Below are 17,288 nucleotides of genomic sequence, written 5' to 3'. Positions count from 1 at the left end.
GGTTATTTAAAAATTAGCTCTTAAAATGAACGCAGTACAAATTTTGTGAACAAACTTGTAAAGACAGTATCAAGGCCTGAAACATACAAAGCCACAACTAAAGAAACAACAATAACTAATGTTGTGTAAACAATAGTTTGTTTTCTTGTTGGCCATGTTACATGCTTCATTTCTGATTTCGTATCACGTATATATTGGTTAATTGACATATATTTTGGTATTTTAAAACACCCTTTCGGGTGCCTAAATGTGTTATTTTAACGCTTGGAAGTATATATCTTTAATTGTGATGTGTCAAATTCAGACGATAATTTAACTAATTCAAAAGGTCATAAAGATTGCAAAAATAAGAGCCACAGCTATTTACATTTGTCATCCTTGATTGTACTATACGACCGGACATTATGGAACAATTCCTCAATGAGACCAGATTCGAATATTGACAACAAAATACATAGAGACCAATTATATGGCTACAGATGAAGAACAATCGGGTAAGCGTGCGACTGAACTTGTGCTCCCAGCGGGTGAACAAGCTTTTGTGATTGACCGTTCCAAAGGAACGGTCTCTGTTGTTGTTGGACCTCACCAAAAAAGCCTTACGGCCAGCAGTGAGGAGCCAATCAAACTTGATTCCAGGACGGACAGGTTGGTTCGCTGCTCGATTGCAGAATCCTGCATGCGCTTCCCCACTGCAAAACAGGGGCAGTACATCATACTTGAAAACCCAGCACCGGATGACCGGAAGCCAGGGATTGGTGCAATAACGGCTCAAATTGATTTGAATATGGGTCATCGGGTGATTATCCCTGGTCCAACTTCATTTCCTTTATGGCCGATGCAACGCGCAAGCGTGGTGGATGCACACATTCTGCGTACTGATCAGTATCTTGTGGTCGTCATTTATGACGAAACCAATGCAGAAAAAAACAAAGGACAAGGCTTTACACGCCGGGCAAAACTGTCGGCAGGCGAAAAAGTATCGGAAATACTGGAGGACTATCAAACCACGTTGGGGCATCGCTTTATCGTGAAGGGTACCGAGGTTTCCTGTTACATCCCACCAACGGGCTATGAAGTCGTCCCTGAAACAATCGAGGGCCGGCCGGCGTACGTTCGCACGGCGGTGTCATTGGAACGACTTGAATACTGCACCCTGCTTGATGAAAACGGAGGGCGCAGAATTGAAGAAGGGCCAATGGTGGTCTTCCCGTCTCCTACCGAGACTTTTGTCACGGAGGCAAATGATGGCTTCAGAACAGCAAAATTCAGGGCCATTGAACTGGATGAAACCAAAGGCATCTACGTCAAAGTCACCGAGGATTATACTGGCAATGATGGAAAAGAGTTCCGTCGTGGTGATGAGCTCTTTATTACCGGCGCAGAGCAAAGGATTTATTTCCCACGCCCTGAGCACTCCATTATTCGCTACGGCGATTCGACAATGCACTACGGGATTGCTATCCCATTAGGGCAAGGGCGTTATGTTCTTGATAGACAGAAGGGCGAGATTACCTTGGTCAAAGGACCTTGTGAATTTCTCCCTAACCCAATCAAGCAAGTCATTGCGCGGAGGATTCTCACACAAAAGGAAGTTCAACTTCTTTACCCCAACAACAATGAGGTGGCGGAGGCTAACAGGGCCTTCCGTTCCAAATCATCAGGGGAGAGACATCTCCTTGCCAGCCATTCATCTCCGGATGGAGCTGAGGCATTCACTCGTGGATTAACATCAGAAACTGTCGGGGGTGGAGCGTCCTCGTTTAATCGGGGAACAGAATATTCTCCCCCACGCTCAGTTGTGCTCGATGGAAAATTTGACGGTGCGGTGAAGGTCGAGGTCTGGCCTGGTTCCGCTATTATGGTGGTTCGGGGTGATGGGACACGTCGTGTTGTTGTTGGGCCGAATTCGACCCTGCTTGAATACGATGAAATGCTTCATCGCTTCTCTCTTTCCACAGGAACCCCAAAGACGGATACCAATCTGTTTGAAGGGGTTTATCTGCAAGTAACTGCAAACACGGTATCTGACCGTGTCGAAGTTGAAACCGCAGATCTCTGTCATGTGGAATTAACTGTTTCATATCGTGTTAACTTTGAGGGGTCCAACAATGAACGCTGGTTTAATGTCAGCAATTATGTGGCCCTCCTCACTTCAACACTTCGTTCGGTTCTCCGGAAGGCTGCAAAACAACATGGGATAAATACGTTCCTGGAAAAAGCTGCCGATATTGTCCGGGATGTGGTTCTTGGTAAGGCGGTTCCGGAGGGTACCCGAGCTGGGAAAAAGTTCGAGGAAAACGGTATGCGTGTTTATGACATGGATGTTCTCCGTGTGATGGTATGCGATCGTGAGATCAAAAACCTGATCGATGAGAATCAAATGTCTGTATTCCAGCATGACTATAATCTAGGTGAAATTGAGCGAGGTCAGGAAACTGCCCTAGCGACCGCTTCGGCGCAAAAGGAGGCTCTCTCAACAAGGCTCGAAATCATCAATCTTGAACTTGCAACAGAACGGCATCGGGCTGAGAAAACTGCAGAAATCAAAGCTTTGTCCGAGGGTCTGGAGCAATCCAGAAAGGAGGCCGAGGCTTTATCAGGACAAAAACTCGCTGAAATCAGCAAGGCTATCCAAACAGCGGAGGCGGAACTGATTCAGTTACAAGAAGAGTCACGCATCGAAAACCTGCGGAAGGAAACTGCGATCGAGGTAGAAGCCTATGAAAAGAGGCTGGCCGCCATGGGAGAAGAGCTCCCCAAGGCAATCGTCCATATGGGTAATACCGCCTTGATGGGACAACTGACTGAAAACCTTTCCGTTCAACACCTTTTGGGTGGCGGAAGTGTTGTGGAGATTTTCCAAAAGGCGCTTGGCGGAACGCCACTCATGGCCACTATTGGAAAATTTCTGACTCCTCAGTCGAAGGATTAAATAGATTGATTGGAATAAAGACGCGGAATTAAAAAAATATATGCCAACGGGCGCCCCTTCGGGGCGCCCGTTTTTTATTTTCTAAATTACCTACCTATTATTGGACTATTTTATATTATAAGTAATTGAAACATCCGATGATATTTTATCTTCCCCAACTGGTAAGCTTGCGCCAGTTGCAGTATCTGCAGAAACACTCGACATCTTATAACTCATCATAGGGTACAAAGATCCTCCACCAGAGTTTTCAGAAAAAGATGTGATTTTACCTAGTTTTATACCGAGAGAACCCGCAATAATTTCTGCTTGAACCTTTGCCTTTTTTATCGCTTGATCTCTCACTGTTTCTTTAACCTTATCTAAACTATCTAGATAACTTGTAATATCACTAACCTGCACACCAACTCTGCCGATAGCAGTAACCAGAGTTCCTGCAAGACTTGGATTTCTAGTTATATCTACCAATTTCACCTCTATAGATTGATTTGTATCATACCCAATAATTTCCGTAGTCTTATCTAAGCAATTATTAGGCACAGAAATAGCTTTACTGGAAACTACTGCCTTACCATTCACTGCAGCTGAACCTGTTGCAATAGAAGGAGTTTTTAAAGATGTTAATGAAGAAGGTGCAACAACAGAACTTTGTACTCCCTTTCCACCAACAGAAACTGCACCTGATGTACTTGGAACTGTTGTCCCACAAGCTGCAGTTCTTGAACTATATCTAGGATAAGTATTGAAGTTTGCAGTTTTAATATTTTTATCTAGAACGCCATTTTGTTTTAGAATCAAGATTGCATCATTGATCTTTCTTGTAACCGCATCCTGCGATGACTTAATGTCCTTTCCTGATTCTGTTGCTGAAATTGTAAACTTTGTCGTATCAGGAGCTACGTTTATTTCACTATGGCCAGAGACCACTATTTGGTTTTGATTCTTAGAGTCCCCCTCTTTTCTCTCAAAAATATTTACTGTAGCCAAAACAGTTATTGATAAAATAAATAATATTGAAACTATTTTTAATAGAGAATTTAATTCTAGGAATTTTTTCATTCCGATTACTTCATTAACATCTTTTTTTATTGCCATGAATATATTATAGCAGAGTATTGTAAAAAGATTCAAATAAATTTTCAAAAAGTGACGCAACAGTTAAAGGACCAACACCTCCTGGTACTGGAGTTATTGCATTAACTATTTTAGAAACTTCATCAAACGCAACATCGCCACATAATTTTCTTACACTCTCGCCGTTCTCATTTTTTTCTTCTCTGGAAACTATACCAATATCAATTATCGTTTGACCCAAAGAGACATAACTCTCGTCTATCATATTAGGTACGCCAATAGCAGAAATTATAATATCAGCGGCCTTAGTTATATCTTTTAAATTCTTAGTTTTGGAATGACAAACTGTAATCGTTGCATTCTTTGCTAGGATCACAAGCGCTGTCGGTTTACCGACAAGAACCGATCTCCCGACAATACAAACATTCTTTCCTTCCAATTCAATATCATAATATTCAAACAAACTCAGAACGCCTTTGGTTGTAGCTGGAATAAAACCTTTAAATACAGACTTCCTAAAATCATCATCAACAATCTTACTCTCACTGTTTTTTTTCTCATTAAAATCTCTGTCTACCAAAAGACCCAGACTTGTACTACTCAATCCATCGACATCTTTTCTATAATCAATTTCATTTGTGATGTTGTGTACAGAAAGATTTTTAGGTATTGGTAATTGAACAATAATTCCATGAACAGAGCTGTCGTTATTGTAATTTCTTATTTCTTCAAGCACTTCTTCCTCCTCAATATCATCAGGTAGCTTAATGTGTAATACCTCTGCTCCAATATATGCAGCAAACTGTTTTTTCTGTTCTATGTAAACTCCTGACGCTTTATTATCCCCTATTTGAAATATCACAAGAACCGGCGGAATAAAACTATCTATTTTTTTATTCTTAATAGTCTCAATTTGTATCTTAAGATTTTCTCTTTTATTATTTCTAATTTCAACACCGCGAAGTAGAATCATCTTTGTTTTATTTAATTTGGAAAGATGCACGAACAGTAACCATCACATCCTTATTTATGCTTGAAGTATCATATGATCCATAATCAGAAACATCACTAGAGCCTGGCGAAAGAACCTGAACAACCCCAGCTCCAGCTGATTTTATTTTTCCAACTGAACTTCCGGCCAGCTTAACAATAGCTTCAGCTCTTGTCTTTGCATCCTTTAATGCTTCTGGTAGTAGACTTACTTTTAATTCTTGAAGACCTGAATAGTAATATTGTGGACTTTGAGGATTTACGATTACACCACCAAGCACAAGCTCTTGAATATTTTTTGATATTAGATCAACTTTTTTTACATCTACAGAAGAGATACTTATTGTTTGAACAAGATCATATTTTTTTGCTGCGCCAGCAGGAGTATTACTTTCATAGACCTCATTCATTAAAACTGGTGAAATTGTAAGATCAGATTCAACAAAACCATTCTTCGCAAAAAAATCTTTAACCACCTTAAGATCACTATTCATTTTTACATAGCCATCTTTAACTGTATCTAATGTTATTGGTCTCATAAAATTTACAGACCAATTTACCTGGTCAGATATAACACTTTTCTTTGCAGAGCCTGTAACAACAACAGCGTCATCCATTGCTTTTACACTATAGAATGCATACGCAGCAGAGACAGCTGAAAGAAATATCGTAATACCAATTACAAAACTCGATTTAAATATTTGAGAGTTATTTTCTTTATTCATACCGCTAATTTTACATTAGAAGCCAAACCAATACAACAAAGATAAGAACAGGATTCCTACAATAATTCTGTAAACGGCAAAACCCACAAAATTATGATTCCTTATATATGATAGAAAGCTCTTTATTGCTAAGAAGGCCACAATGAATGCCGTAAAGAAACCGACAGCCAAAAGAACAACTTCATTACGTCCAATCTCCCCGACCCCCTTGTATAAGTCTAGAGCTGAGGCTGCAAACATTGTTGGTATCGCAAGAAGAAAAGAAAACTCCACAATCTCAACTCTAGATATTCCAGAAAGTTGTCCTCCAATTATTGTAGCGGCAGAGCGGGATACTCCGGGAATCATAGCTATCGATTGATATAAACCAACCTGTACAGCCTGGACATATCCAATATTCAAATCTTCTCCCTTACTAATATTTAATGGTGCTTGTTTTTTTGCATTCCATTTCTCAAACCAGATAATCAATACACCACCAACAATTAATGATATTGAAACGATTAGAGGACTAGCAAGGAGATATTTTTTAACAAAACCATGCAGAAGAAGTCCGAGTATTGCTGTTGGTATAAAAGCAACAATAACCTTCTTTATTGTATCCTTTGATGTTAGCAATCTTCTAAAATACAGAAAAACAACAGCTAATATGGCACCTAATTGAATAAAGATTTCAAAGGTCTTTAAAAAATCTGTTTCCTGTAGCCCAAGTAGTTTTGCGGCTAGAATCATGTGCCCAGTTGACGATATTGGTAAAAACTCAGTTATTCCCTCAACTACCCCCAGAATTATTGCATGTATTATGTTCATTGAGCCTATTATAGCAGAACTTCCTTTTTATAAAAATTTTCAAATATAAACACAGATAATGATGATAAAAATAGACCAAGAATAATGCCAACAACAACATCACTCAAATAATGCACAGACAAGTAAACCCTACTAAAAGATATCGCTAAAGCTGAGATCGCAAAAAAAGATATAAAAACAAACCTTAAGATAGGGTTTTTGAAATGATTCTTATATGCAAATATAATTAATGAACAAAACAATGTGGATGCAGCAGCATGCCAGCTTGGAAATGAATACCCACTAACTTCCACAAGTGCCTCGGCAGGTCGAGGCCTTGCAATCCATATCTTCATCAGGTAAACAATGAGCGAGCCAGAGGCTACTGTAATTACAAATTGAACTAAATGATAGGGTTTTTTGTGTAGCCAAAATAATAAACAAAAACCAACCATGAAGAGAAAGAAGGCCTGAGGACTTCCAATCGCACTTACAAATATCGCAATTTTGATACCAAACGCATTCCTAATACTTGGTATAAAATTAAGAACGTCTAGGTCTATTTTTCTTGCTATTAAAAGTAATTGAGAGTTCATACTGACTTTTTATAAATGTCTTAGAATTACGATAATACCGATCATTAACGCTGATATTGCAGAAATCAGTACTGCCCCCGCCATACTGTCCTTAATCACAGCGACAACAGGGTGATGATTTGGTTCCAGCTTGTTCCATGTATATTCTATGGTGCTATTTATAATTTCTGCGACAAAAACCATTGTCATAGAAATTATTAGCAGAGCAAACTCTATTAAATCACATTTAAAATAGAAGGCCAAAAACAAAACCATTACAGAGCTTAGTATATGTAGTCTAAAATTTCTTTCATTCTTAAACACATGTTTAATACCCTTAAATGCATAGCCAAAGGAACCGTAGAAAGACCTATATGAACCAATAGCTTTATTAACGGATTTTGTCATACCTATAGTATACTACTTATTAACTATAGATAAAATAATTTAAACACCCTAAAATTAGAATGACCTCAACCCAATTATCGAACCCAAGGTTTATTATAATAATAACACTCATATTGTGTTTTATTCTTATGGATTCTAAAGCCCAAGCAACAACAACAATTCCCTACTCTCCACTAATCGATATACTCAATGCTAGCAGCTCAAACAACACAGGCAACTTAAATAATAGTACGTCAACCATAGTTTCAATAAATGCAGTAAAAGTTTGGCAGGAAAGCGGTGAGTTTACTAGAACACTTAAATACGGTTCTAACAGCAATGATGTTAAAGTACTTCAAATTATTTTAAAGTCGTTATTAAATGACACATCTGGATCTGTTATTAATTCTCACTTTGGACCCAAGACAGAGGCTGGAGTGAAAGCGATTCAATCAAAGCTAAATATTCCAGTCACCGGAATTCTGGACCTTACAACAAGAGTTGGTCTAAACGGTCTAATGTACAAAGTCTTGTGCCCAACCGCAATCAGAGTTATTGGAAGAGACAATATGGTTGAGAGTGATTTTAATAAGGTTTTTGAGAACTTAAATAGATCAACATCAGTTCCTTTTGATTATATACCCCAGGATATTGTAAGGGTTTCTGATAAAATAAAAACAATTGGTGTTATGTGTGTTTCTGAAAGAATAGTGAGACATTTAAATGAAATGATTTCAGATGCAAAAAAACAAAAGTTGGATATCGCAATAACATCATCTTACAGAAGTGCAGAAATGCAAAAGTTTTTATACTCAATGTGGGTTGGAAAGGATGGAAACGCAGCAAAGGCTGGAATTGCTGAAGCTGGGCATTCTGAGCATCAACTTGGTACAGCTGTAGATGTCACCGGTAAAAGTATTGGCTATGCTGGCGTGTCAGTTGCTTTTTCAAAAAGTAAAGAAGGAAAATGGATGGCTCAAAATAGTTATAAATACGGTTTTATAATGAGTTATCCAGACAAAAAGCAAGCAGAAACTGGATACATATATGAGCCTTGGCACTTTAGATATATTGGTGTTGATAATGCAAATGATGTGTTTACAGAAAAGATCGCTCTTCAGGACTTTTTGAATTACAATTATCTCAACTCCTCCAGTACACAGACAACAGCAAGTTCAACTGACTCAAGTAGTTCATCAACAGGCAATCAATTTAATTAACCTTATCTAGGCTTCCAGGATTATAACGTTCCCTTGCAAAATTCATCACCTCTCCAGTTTCAAGATAGGTTAAAGTTAAACTGCTATAGTCAGGAGAAAATGCTATTTTGTATATAAAATCATTATTATATAAATCCAAACTGTTTTTATTTTGCGTTTTTTTGGCATCAGACTGAGAGCTTTGCGAACCATTAATCAACCTCTCGTATAAGTAGGTTGTTGGCTCTTTACCTCCAGAATTTACGTATCCACTGTCAGATGGTAGGTTTGAAAACTTTGTATTAGCAAGACTTTGTTTTAAAAACCATGCACCTGAGTTTACGACTGAACCATCATAGTATTCAAAATACCTATTCAAATCCCTAAAAATTAAAACGAACTTTGCATCGCTAATATTTCTCCACTTTCCTTCTATTTTATTTTCTAATATATATTGCTCATTATTACGAGGATTATAATCCTGCTGATAATCAGAATTATGCCAATCTAAAGACATGTAGTTTGCTCCATTCATCAAATCTATGTATTCCTGATAACGTTGCCCTATTATAAAAACAATATAAGGAAAAACCACAAATAAAAATATTACAGACAGTAATTTTGAATACCAAGTTACTTTATTGAAAACGATATGAAATGCCATTGCCTTAAGTATATCTATAATTCCATATTAAATCCATAAAATGACACCGTTTCTTATTTCAATAATTCCTCGCCTTACAACAACTATCAAAAGACCATAAAATTATTTAGTAATACATAAAGACTAAACACTCCAAAGAAAATAAAGATACAAATTATAATAATTTTTCTGAACCATGAAGGCCTGAAGACTTTTGGTAGAACACTGTGATTAAGCCAAAATACCAGTCCTAAATGAACAAACATTGCAAAGGCATTAATTACGGCCCCCAGAACGATTAGGGTTTTTGGTTCATATATATTAAATAAAAACAAAATACTCCCAAATGCAATCTGAGCCCATAAAAAATAATAGTATAGATTTGAAAGATTGATTTTTCCACCACTTTTTCCTCTTAACTTTTTAATAGCTAGGTTCTCGGCCATTATTCTAGAAGTTGAATCCATTATTCCTAATTGAGTCTGAAATAGCATCAGAGAAATTGCGAATAGGAAAATAGTACCTGCAAAAGGAAAAACTCTTTGCCCAATAATAAGTCCTTCCTTAATTACAAAACTAATCCCCTGCGTATTCCCTGGTAAACCATAAGTTGTTGTATATGAAAGAATCATCAAAAAAATCATTGAAATTAAACCCAACAACCAAAAAACCAATGCGTGCTCTAGGCTTATTAACTTCCACCATTTTTTAAAACGATTAACATCCTCAGGTACTCCCGCACAATCTTTGCCATCTAGGACAATTTCTGTTTCCTCTTTTTTTGAAAAAAGACTAGCAATTTTTTGTGAATAAACACCCATACCATAACCTTTTTCTTTTATATAAATAGACTGCGTTAGATTTAGATTTCCTCCTGCACCTGAGTAAGCAAATGCAGCCAGGAAGGTTGCAAGACTTATTCCTCCTGGTAGAAACCAATACCCCTCACCTTTACCCATCAAACCTTGAGCCAAATGCAACCAATCCATTTGAAAGCAAACGAAAATTGTTAGAATAAACAAGAAAGGAATAATAACAGCGAGCAATATTTTAGTAAGCCCCTCCATTCTATTATAAACAGTCTTTCCTGTACTAAGAATAAGACCAATAAATATTAAAAGAATTACAGCAAGCCATTTAAAGTCTGTAAGCCCAAGAACACTAGCCACGATCTGTGCTGATGCAGCCACAATTCCAGGTAGCCCAAATCCAATAAATGTAGACACAATAAACCAGTATATAGCTGGTTTAAAAATTTTATGTATACCTACAAAAACACTTTCTCCTTTAACCAAGGCATAGCGTTCTATTTCCATATTTAAAAAATATTGAAATGTTATTCCAAGTAGCGCTCCCCAGGCGATTCCCAAACCATAATTTGAAACCAGATAAGGCCAGAGAATAACCTCGCCTGAACCAAGCCCTAGAGCAAGAATTACAAAGCTGGGACCGATAAGTTTCTTTAAAGAAACCGGCTTCGGGAATAATTTTAGTTCTCTCATTTATGAATATATAATACAGTACAGTGAACAAGAAAACTAATGAATAGTTCAGAACACTACCTAATTTCTACCCATTCGTCATCAGATTTCTTGAAGAAGAAAACAGAGATTGTATTTGAAACCCACTGCCACAATAATCTAGGCCACCCAATTTTATGAGCCCTTCTTCCTGTATGATAGACTTTTAGGCCAAGAGGTAGCCTAGTTTTACCGTTCTTTGCTAATCGCCAAAATAAATCCATGTCTTCACTAACTGATAAATGAGGATCAAAACCATGTACTTGAAGGAACGATTCTTTTTTAATCATTTGGAATTCCCCTCCAGCTCCCCCAAAACCAATATAATTAAGAAAAGAGAAATATAAACCAACTAATTTAAAAATAACTATATCAAAAAAGTTAGCCATCTCTTTCAGAACCACACACTCTGCAGTTAAAGCAATAAGCTTTTCATCTTCCTCAAAATATTTCAGAGCTTTTGCAAAAAAAACATTAGCATTAGGAATTATCACATCGGCATCCATAAATACGAAATAATCCCCTATTGCCTCCCTTGCCCCAGCATTTCTTCCTTGTGCAATATTTTGTTTTTCGGGAGTGCTATGAATTACTATTTTATTAGTATATTTTTTTGCTATTTCAATTGTATTATCCCTACTTTTTCCATCAGATATGATAATTTCTTTTTGACCCTCAAATGCGATTATAGATTTCAATGTATCTTCAATAGTCTTCTCTTCATTCAGTGTGGGTATAATAAAAGAAATCATTTTTTACAATTACGTGGCTTAAATATTAAAGTTCCTTACTTTTATTCCTAATATATCTCGAGAAAAAATAGAAGGCTGAAATTACAACAACAAATACAATAGCAATAAAAGCAGCTTTTAGATTATCTGATATACCCAAATATAATTCTCCAAAGAAATAACCCACAGAAAGCAGGATGGAAACAAGGAAAAATTCACCTATGATATTAATAATCATATATCTTTTGAATGATACTTTTGTCATTCCAGCAACAGCCAAGATTCCGATCGCAAAACCTAGACCTAGAGTTAATTTTGAAAAAATAAGTATTCTCTCATGATATCTTGAGAATAAATCCTTAATTTTTTCAAATTTCTCTGGAGTAATTCCTATAAATTTTCCGTGTTTTTTAAGAATCGGATCAGCAAAGTATCTTCCAGACATGTACCAAAAAACATCACCAATCAAATCTCCAGCTAGAATTGCAATAAAAAGCGGGGCCAGCTCAAAGAACCCCGTTCTATAAAGAAGGCCGGAAGCTATCATTAAAATTGGCCCTTCAAAAATAACACCCACAGCAATAAGTGGGTATCTAAAATACGCTGCAAATGACAGTAGACTATTCAAAAAATACATTGATTGAATCATTTTGATATTATACTACAAAATTATTTAAATACACCGGTCTACCCGCTATTTTTGCTATTTAATAACTCTTGTTTCTTTTCTCTTGTCCACCTTTTAATCTCTGCCTCCCTACCCCTTGCTTCTAGTAAGGTCTCAAAAATTTCAAAATGTTTCAGTACAACAGGACGTCTAATCTTAGTGTAATGAGCACCTGATTTTAGATTATTATGTTGATTTAATCTTTTTTCTAAATCATTAGTGCAGCCAACATAAAGTGTTTTATCTCTACACTCTAATATATATACGGAAAACATAAGCTAATTATACCATTACTTTTATTTAAAAAATTACTAGGTAAAATTTGGATAGATTAAAGGCCCGGACTTTCGTCCGGGCCTTAGTTGAATTTAGAAGAATAACGGAACCAACATAATAATTCCCATCAAGACGTTAACTCCTGGATACAACACTTTTGTGATTGCCCAATCATCAACTGACATGAACGCTAGTGTGTTTGCAACCAAAAACATAATGTTTGCTACGTACGGTGAACTCTGAGGAAATTTCCACGTCAGCATTACATAAGGTACTGAAGCAATGACTCCACTGAGAATAGCTAAGGTCATAGCCCACTTTGAACCTAATGTTTTCCAAAGGACCAAGCATACAAATACTAATATAGACACAGTTGTATCTAGTGGCGTCCAAACACATTGTCCTTTTACAAAAAGTACCAAGGCCGTTATGGACGCACCTATTCCATAGACCATAGCCAGGGCTGGGTCTGTGGCGTCATCCTTTTGAGCAAGGCCAATTATTGCGGCCAATAACGCCCATAATGAAAAAGTGCTTAAGGAAAGACCTTCAGTCCCCACAACAGCCTTGCTTATAATAGTTACGTAAGAACAAACGGCCAACACCACAGATGCCACATACATTTTATTTTTCATTCCAATCGTTTCTTTCTATTTTTGAGAGTTGTTTTAAATATGTTCAATGAACAAGGTTTAGAACAAAGTACCATATATTTCTACTTTCGTCAAAAATGCTGCTTTTTAGCCAATCCCAAGCTACCTCAAGTTTATATTATGAATTTTATTTAACAGTCGATTTATCTAGATAATCTACATACTCCTTAAAAGTCACACATTTAACCTTAGGTTTTCCACAAACATCTTCAGCAAAGGCCTTCATTGATTCCCAATAAACACCATCATTCCATGATGAGAAATGATGACCAATAACCACAGGGGCGTGGTTTCCATTATAATTTTTATTAAAATAATCCTCATAGGCCCCTGTTACCTCTTTAAAAAACTTATCCCAAAGTGGTGTTCCTTTTTTAGCAACATTTTTAACATTTGACTGCAACATCCAAAAATTGTAATCCATTGAAAGCACATAATGAGAAGTTCCAGCATCTTTCATCTTAATTATTCCTAAACCAATATGCCAAATACCATTACTATCTTTTACAGGATATTTATTTGGCATTCTCATTCCACTAGCGTCATATAGATATTTTTTCTCAGCCAGAACTTTGTAAAGGTTATTGTTTACACCGAGCTCTGGAGCTCTAAAACCTGCAATCTTTGTAGTATCAAACGTCCAAGCAGGAATTACTGTATTTGGATTATTTTTTTGGACATTAGCCATGATAGAATCAAAAGAGTTAGACTCCTGCAACCATTCATCATGAGTCCATTTAACACCATTAAAGTGGCCTACATTGTGTGATCCAATCTCATTACCTTCACTATAAGCAAGATTAATTTGTTCTACCCTATCTTTAACATCTTGCTCACTATCAGCATATCCAATTAGTGATGATCCTAGGGTAGCTCTCGGTGGTTGATATGTTTTCATCGCAACCTCTTTTGTAATCAAATATATAGGATTAATAAAATATGAAAAATGGAGAGGTTTTCCTTTGGATATCATCTCTTTTGCAAATTGACGAGTCTCGTTCCACATTTTTATAGACCTTGATCCATCAAATGAGAATATAACGTATTGTATCTCTGAAGTTGAAGCTGTTGATGTTGCCTGATTTGATAAAATTTGATTCAACAATTCTGGATCGATTTTTTTACTTATTACAGCATCTATTCCTTCTGTTGTAGTACCCTCTTCAGAGCCTCCTTCAAAATATTGACCTATATTATCTATGGTCTTAAATATACTATTCTCAAGATCGTACACAAAACCTTGTTGTTCAGAAGTTCCATTCACAAAAGCTAGTAACTCCCTTTGACGATATCCTTTGTAGCTATTAATTACAAAATTTCCTCCTTCAAATATTAATACGGAAAAAAATAGAATAATAGCAGTGCTTAATACCAACATAGATGTGTACACTAAGTATTTTTTGAATATTTTAGACTCTTTAAGATTTTGCATTTATCGATTTAATTATTATTTTATATTCACTATTGTTTGGAGATCGTAGATTTTCATTTTATCAAACTTTAACTACTTATAGTTCGGGACTTCCTCAACTAAGCCCATATTATGATTCGCCAACCTAGCCATAACATACAAAAGCGATGAAAGTCTATTTAAATAAGACAAACTTAGGTGACTTATTTCTTGTCTTTTATCCTCCAACGTCTCTTCTGCAACTGAAACAACCCTTCTCTCAGCCTTTCTTGCTAATGTTCTAGAAATATCAAAAATTGAGGCGATCTCCGTACCTCCAGAAACAAAGAATGTCTTAATAGGGGGAAGTAGTCTCTCCCCTTCATTTGCGTAATTTTCACATTCTTTTAGTTTCTCTTCAGTGATAGACATCCTTGACCCCGCCACTTCTGCTTGAATTATAAAAAGGTTTTGCTGAATATCGCTAACGATTTTAGCAAAGCTAGTATCTAATATTTTCATTACACCAACTTGAACATCATTACACTTAACCTTAACTAACCCGAGAAATGAATTAACCTCATCAAGAGAACCGAGAGCCTCCGTAATATTAGAGCTTTTAGAAATCCTTTGGTCACACCCAAAAATCCCAGTTGTTCCGTTATCTCCTTTTCTTGTGTAAAGCATAAATTGATTATACCAAACAGTTTAAAACAGACACGTTGAAATTAATTCATTTTGTGGTTTAAAGATTAAAATAGACAACAGAAGACAGAGTAGGTTAAATTTTCCAGTACAGCCATATAATGCTATGCTACAGAAATGAAAAAACTAGAATATGATCCCTATGAGTTTAAGACAAAGGAGGTTGATGGAGTAAAAATTTACTATAAAGATATACCTCTAGCCCCCTGCGTACAAATTAGATGGTCTATTAAAAATGGTGCTATGCATGATATTAAAGGAAAGGAAGGTACGGCTCACTTCCTTGAACACATGCTTTTTGACGGAAACCCCATGTTCCCCAAAAAAACGGATATTGATATATTCTCTAGAAAGTACCTACTAGACAGCATCAACGCCTATACAAGTTTTTACAACACGGTTTTAACATGTAAGTTTTTGGCAAAAAACACAGATACAGCCCTAGATGCTATTTATAACATTGTGTATAAACCTTTTTTAAAGGAAGACGATATAGAACATGAAAGAAAGGTTATCACACAGGAAATGTGGGGATATTTAATAAACCCAGCTCATATTGAATATCTCAAAAAACTTAACGCAAACGTATTCCAAAGCATTGAAACTAAAAAAAGAATGACCTCACCAGGAGGTTGGATTGATACAGTTGCGTCTATTCAAAAAGACGACCTACAAAACGCACACAAAAGTTATGTCAAAGAAAATACTCACGTTGTTTTAGCTGGATGTATAACTGAGGAATTGTTACAGAAAATTGAAGCTGTGATTAAAAATATTCCATCCGGAAATACAAACACAGAATTGAATATACCTGATAAAATAATTCAGGCCACCGAGAGGTCTTGGACCAAAACCTATACAGACATTGGTATTTCTGAGAAGAAGCAGTCAACATTGAGCATATTAAGGTTATTAGAGAGAAGTGCGTCTACAGACGCTGTCCTTGGGCTTACAACTGACCTTCTTTATTATTTACTAATTAAAAAACTAAGACAAGAAAATAGTTGGTGTTACTCTGTTGGTGTAAATTTTCAAGAACGTCCAGATTACACAAATCAAAGTATTGAGGTTAAGGTATCACCTGAAAATGCCAAGGACGCAGAAAACATTATATGGAAAACAATAGAAGATCTCATAAACAAACAATACGTAGAGGATTTTGAAATGAATAAGCAGACAAGTATTGATTCCCTACTTGCGAGAGAAAGAGTATCGGGCCAAATTGCAGACGGTGCGGAATTCAATTTAAATATTGATAAAAAAATAGAAACACTTACTGAGACAATAGATAATATTGAAAAGGTTATGTACGAAGATGTTATCAATCATCTTTCTCTGAATTTTAAGAAGACTGATGTATTCACTGAATTGATCATCCCAAGCGAAGAGGTGATAACAATATAGTTATTCTAATAGCTTCAAACAGCAACTATCCTGACATATAAACAATGCATTCCTTATAAAACAAATAACAAAACAGACCAACTTTTGATTGGTCTGTTTTGTTATTTGTCGCTAGATTGGATAAATTATTCTGTAACTACTGTTTCCTCTGCTGCGATCTCTACCTCTGGAGCAACAACTGCATTTGCAGCTTCTTCTGCTTCTAATCTTGCAGCTTCTGCTTTTGTAAGATGAGATGAATCACGCTTTGTCATTTCCATTTTCATTCTCTTACTGATTTCTTTGGCTGCTTTGTCTCTAATATAATATAATTTAGCACGACGAACCTTGGCACGTTTTACAACCTCTATCTTATCTATACTTGGTGAAAACAATGGAAAGATTCTTTCTACTCCATATCCACCAGAAACTTTTCTTACTGTAAAAGTAGCACCAGCTTCATTGCCGTGCTTTCTTGCAAGAATAAGTCCCTCAAAAACCTGAAGGCGAGTTTTGCCTTTTTCTTGAATTTTTTGGTACACCTTAACGGTATCACCTACGCGCATATCAAATTCCTTTCTAGTAGCGTCTTGTTTAGCCACCTTAATCTCCTTTGTTGCTGTTGTTTTAGCTGCTGTCATAGGGAGCA

Annotated in this window: 19 protein-coding genes; 3 read left to right on the top strand and 16 right to left on the bottom strand. The window is 36.4% G+C overall.

The genetic code is table 11. The features are described from left to right. Positions 1–20 precede the first annotated feature (20 nt). Positions 21–209, bottom strand: coding sequence for a preprotein translocase subunit SecE (gene secE / locus WCQ00_01275; GenBank protein ID MEI6042180.1), 189 nt, complete (start codon positions 207–209; stop codon positions 21–23). Between the two features lie 260 nt (positions 210–469). Between secE and WCQ00_01270 the strand changes: the two genes are divergently transcribed. Next, the gene (locus WCQ00_01270) at positions 470–2,935 is read left to right on the top strand and encodes a hypothetical protein (protein MEI6042179.1); all 2,466 of its coding nucleotides are present in this window, start codon (positions 470–472) and stop codon (positions 2,933–2,935) included. A gap of 105 nt (positions 2,936–3,040) precedes the next feature. Here WCQ00_01270 and WCQ00_01265 read toward each other — a convergent pair whose 3' ends face one another. Genes WCQ00_01265 through WCQ00_01240 form a run of 6 tightly spaced genes read right to left on the bottom strand, consistent with a single transcriptional unit; the run spans position 3,041 to position 7,493 of the window. Then, complete coding sequence (locus WCQ00_01265) at positions 3,041–4,027, bottom strand: SIMPL domain-containing protein (protein MEI6042178.1); 987 nt, start codon at positions 4,025–4,027, stop codon at positions 3,041–3,043. Between the two features lie 7 nt (positions 4,028–4,034). Then, complete coding sequence (locus WCQ00_01260; GenBank protein MEI6042177.1) at positions 4,035–4,979, bottom strand: bifunctional 5,10-methylenetetrahydrofolate dehydrogenase/5,10-methenyltetrahydrofolate cyclohydrolase; 945 nt, start codon at positions 4,977–4,979, stop codon at positions 4,035–4,037. Positions 4,980–4,986: 7 nt separating this feature from the next. Further along, positions 4,987–5,721, bottom strand: coding sequence for an SIMPL domain-containing protein (locus WCQ00_01255; GenBank protein MEI6042176.1), 735 nt, complete (start codon positions 5,719–5,721; stop codon positions 4,987–4,989). A gap of 15 nt (positions 5,722–5,736) precedes the next feature. Then, positions 5,737–6,531, bottom strand: coding sequence for an undecaprenyl-diphosphate phosphatase (locus tag WCQ00_01250; GenBank protein ID MEI6042175.1), 795 nt, complete (start codon positions 6,529–6,531; stop codon positions 5,737–5,739). A gap of 8 nt (positions 6,532–6,539) precedes the next feature. Further along, positions 6,540–7,106, bottom strand: coding sequence for a phosphatase PAP2 family protein (locus WCQ00_01245; GenBank protein MEI6042174.1), 567 nt, complete (start codon positions 7,104–7,106; stop codon positions 6,540–6,542). Positions 7,107–7,115: 9 nt separating this feature from the next. Beyond that, a complete protein-coding gene (locus WCQ00_01240) occupies positions 7,116–7,493 on the bottom strand; it encodes a diacylglycerol kinase family protein (GenBank protein MEI6042173.1) in 378 nt (125 codons plus the stop codon). A 128-nt stretch (positions 7,494–7,621) separates the two neighbouring features. Between WCQ00_01240 and WCQ00_01235 the strand changes: the two genes are divergently transcribed. Then, positions 7,622–8,692: a D-alanyl-D-alanine carboxypeptidase family protein gene (locus WCQ00_01235; GenBank protein ID MEI6042172.1), complete on the top strand. Its 1,071-nt coding sequence runs from the start codon at positions 7,622–7,624 to the stop codon at positions 8,690–8,692. On the opposite strand, the gene WCQ00_01230 is transcribed toward WCQ00_01235, so the two are convergent. From WCQ00_01230 to WCQ00_01195, 8 genes are all read right to left on the bottom strand, one after another. Next, positions 8,685–9,335, bottom strand: a complete 651-nt coding sequence (locus tag WCQ00_01230) for a hypothetical protein (protein MEI6042171.1) — start codon at positions 9,333–9,335, stop codon at positions 8,685–8,687. The two genes, WCQ00_01235 and WCQ00_01230, sit on opposite strands and share 8 nt — an antisense overlap. 86 nt (positions 9,336–9,421) lie before the next feature. After that, a complete protein-coding gene (locus WCQ00_01225; GenBank protein MEI6042170.1) occupies positions 9,422–10,816 on the bottom strand; it encodes an Nramp family divalent metal transporter in 1,395 nt (464 codons plus the stop codon). A gap of 56 nt (positions 10,817–10,872) precedes the next feature. Then, a complete protein-coding gene (locus tag WCQ00_01220) occupies positions 10,873–11,586 on the bottom strand; it encodes a glycosyltransferase (protein MEI6042169.1) in 714 nt (237 codons plus the stop codon). Between the two features lie 25 nt (positions 11,587–11,611). Beyond that, positions 11,612–12,214, bottom strand: coding sequence for a DedA family protein (locus WCQ00_01215; GenBank protein ID MEI6042168.1), 603 nt, complete (start codon positions 12,212–12,214; stop codon positions 11,612–11,614). 38 nt (positions 12,215–12,252) lie between these two features. Continuing rightward, the gene (locus tag WCQ00_01210) at positions 12,253–12,507 is read right to left on the bottom strand and encodes a GIY-YIG nuclease family protein (protein MEI6042167.1); all 255 of its coding nucleotides are present in this window, start codon (positions 12,505–12,507) and stop codon (positions 12,253–12,255) included. A gap of 93 nt (positions 12,508–12,600) precedes the next feature. Then, the gene (locus WCQ00_01205) at positions 12,601–13,143 is read right to left on the bottom strand and encodes a hypothetical protein (protein ID MEI6042166.1); all 543 of its coding nucleotides are present in this window, start codon (positions 13,141–13,143) and stop codon (positions 12,601–12,603) included. Between the two features lie 145 nt (positions 13,144–13,288). After that, positions 13,289–14,593 (bottom strand): hypothetical protein, encoded by a 1,305-nt coding sequence (locus WCQ00_01200; GenBank protein ID MEI6042165.1) that lies wholly within the window; start codon positions 14,591–14,593, stop codon positions 13,289–13,291. A gap of 72 nt (positions 14,594–14,665) precedes the next feature. Continuing rightward, positions 14,666–15,238 (bottom strand): cob(I)yrinic acid a,c-diamide adenosyltransferase, encoded by a 573-nt coding sequence (locus WCQ00_01195; protein ID MEI6042164.1) that lies wholly within the window; start codon positions 15,236–15,238, stop codon positions 14,666–14,668. 135 nt (positions 15,239–15,373) lie between these two features. Here WCQ00_01195 and WCQ00_01190 point away from each other — a divergent pair, with 135 nt between their 5' ends. Beyond that, positions 15,374–16,660, top strand: a complete 1,287-nt coding sequence (locus tag WCQ00_01190; protein MEI6042163.1) for a pitrilysin family protein — start codon at positions 15,374–15,376, stop codon at positions 16,658–16,660. Positions 16,661–16,785: 125 nt separating this feature from the next. Here WCQ00_01190 and rplS read toward each other — a convergent pair whose 3' ends face one another. Continuing rightward, positions 16,786–17,280 (bottom strand): 50S ribosomal protein L19, encoded by a 495-nt coding sequence (gene rplS, locus WCQ00_01185; GenBank protein ID MEI6042162.1) that lies wholly within the window; start codon positions 17,278–17,280, stop codon positions 16,786–16,788. Positions 17,281–17,288: the final 8 nt, after the last annotated feature.

It is taken from the genome of bacterium (assembly GCA_037127815.1).
In the GTDB taxonomy this organism is placed as follows: Bacteria; Patescibacteriota; Minisyncoccia; order Phycocordibacterales; family CAIZLB01; genus CAIJKW01.
This window is presented reverse-complemented; position numbering and strand designations above follow the sequence as displayed.

Bases quoted from the DNA above. Each gene is read 5' to 3' on its own strand.
- WCQ00_01235 (MEI6042172.1), top strand. From the start codon at position 7,622: ATGGATTCTAAAGCCCAAGCAACAACAACAATTCCCTACTCTCCACTA.
- WCQ00_01270 (MEI6042179.1), top strand. From the start codon at position 470: ATGGCTACAGATGAAGAACAATCGGGTAAGCGTGCGACTGAACTTGTG.
- WCQ00_01250 (MEI6042175.1), bottom strand. From the start codon at position 6,531: ATGAACATAATACATGCAATAATTCTGGGGGTAGTTGAGGGAATAACT.
- WCQ00_01195 (MEI6042164.1), bottom strand. From the start codon at position 15,238: ATGCTTTACACAAGAAAAGGAGATAACGGAACAACTGGGATTTTTGGG.
- WCQ00_01230 (MEI6042171.1), bottom strand. From the start codon at position 9,335: ATGGCATTTCATATCGTTTTCAATAAAGTAACTTGGTATTCAAAATTA.
- WCQ00_01220 (MEI6042169.1), bottom strand. From the start codon at position 11,586: ATGATTTCTTTTATTATACCCACACTGAATGAAGAGAAGACTATTGAA.
- WCQ00_01215 (MEI6042168.1), bottom strand. From the start codon at position 12,214: ATGATTCAATCAATGTATTTTTTGAATAGTCTACTGTCATTTGCAGCG.
- WCQ00_01245 (MEI6042174.1), bottom strand. From the start codon at position 7,106: ATGAACTCTCAATTACTTTTAATAGCAAGAAAAATAGACCTAGACGTT.
- WCQ00_01210 (MEI6042167.1), bottom strand. From the start codon at position 12,507: ATGTTTTCCGTATATATATTAGAGTGTAGAGATAAAACACTTTATGTT.
- WCQ00_01240 (MEI6042173.1), bottom strand. From the start codon at position 7,493: ATGACAAAATCCGTTAATAAAGCTATTGGTTCATATAGGTCTTTCTAC.
- WCQ00_01205 (MEI6042166.1), bottom strand. From the start codon at position 13,143: ATGAAAAATAAAATGTATGTGGCATCTGTGGTGTTGGCCGTTTGTTCT.
- secE (MEI6042180.1), bottom strand. From the start codon at position 209: ATGTCAATTAACCAATATATACGTGATACGAAATCAGAAATGAAGCAT.
- rplS (MEI6042162.1), bottom strand. From the start codon at position 17,280: ATGACAGCAGCTAAAACAACAGCAACAAAGGAGATTAAGGTGGCTAAA.
- WCQ00_01200 (MEI6042165.1), bottom strand. From the start codon at position 14,593: ATGCAAAATCTTAAAGAGTCTAAAATATTCAAAAAATACTTAGTGTAC.
- WCQ00_01255 (MEI6042176.1), bottom strand. From the start codon at position 5,721: ATGAATAAAGAAAATAACTCTCAAATATTTAAATCGAGTTTTGTAATT.
- WCQ00_01225 (MEI6042170.1), bottom strand. From the start codon at position 10,816: ATGAGAGAACTAAAATTATTCCCGAAGCCGGTTTCTTTAAAGAAACTT.
- WCQ00_01260 (MEI6042177.1), bottom strand. From the start codon at position 4,979: ATGATTCTACTTCGCGGTGTTGAAATTAGAAATAATAAAAGAGAAAAT.
- WCQ00_01190 (MEI6042163.1), top strand. From the start codon at position 15,374: ATGAAAAAACTAGAATATGATCCCTATGAGTTTAAGACAAAGGAGGTT.
- WCQ00_01265 (MEI6042178.1), bottom strand. From the start codon at position 4,027: ATGGCAATAAAAAAAGATGTTAATGAAGTAATCGGAATGAAAAAATTC.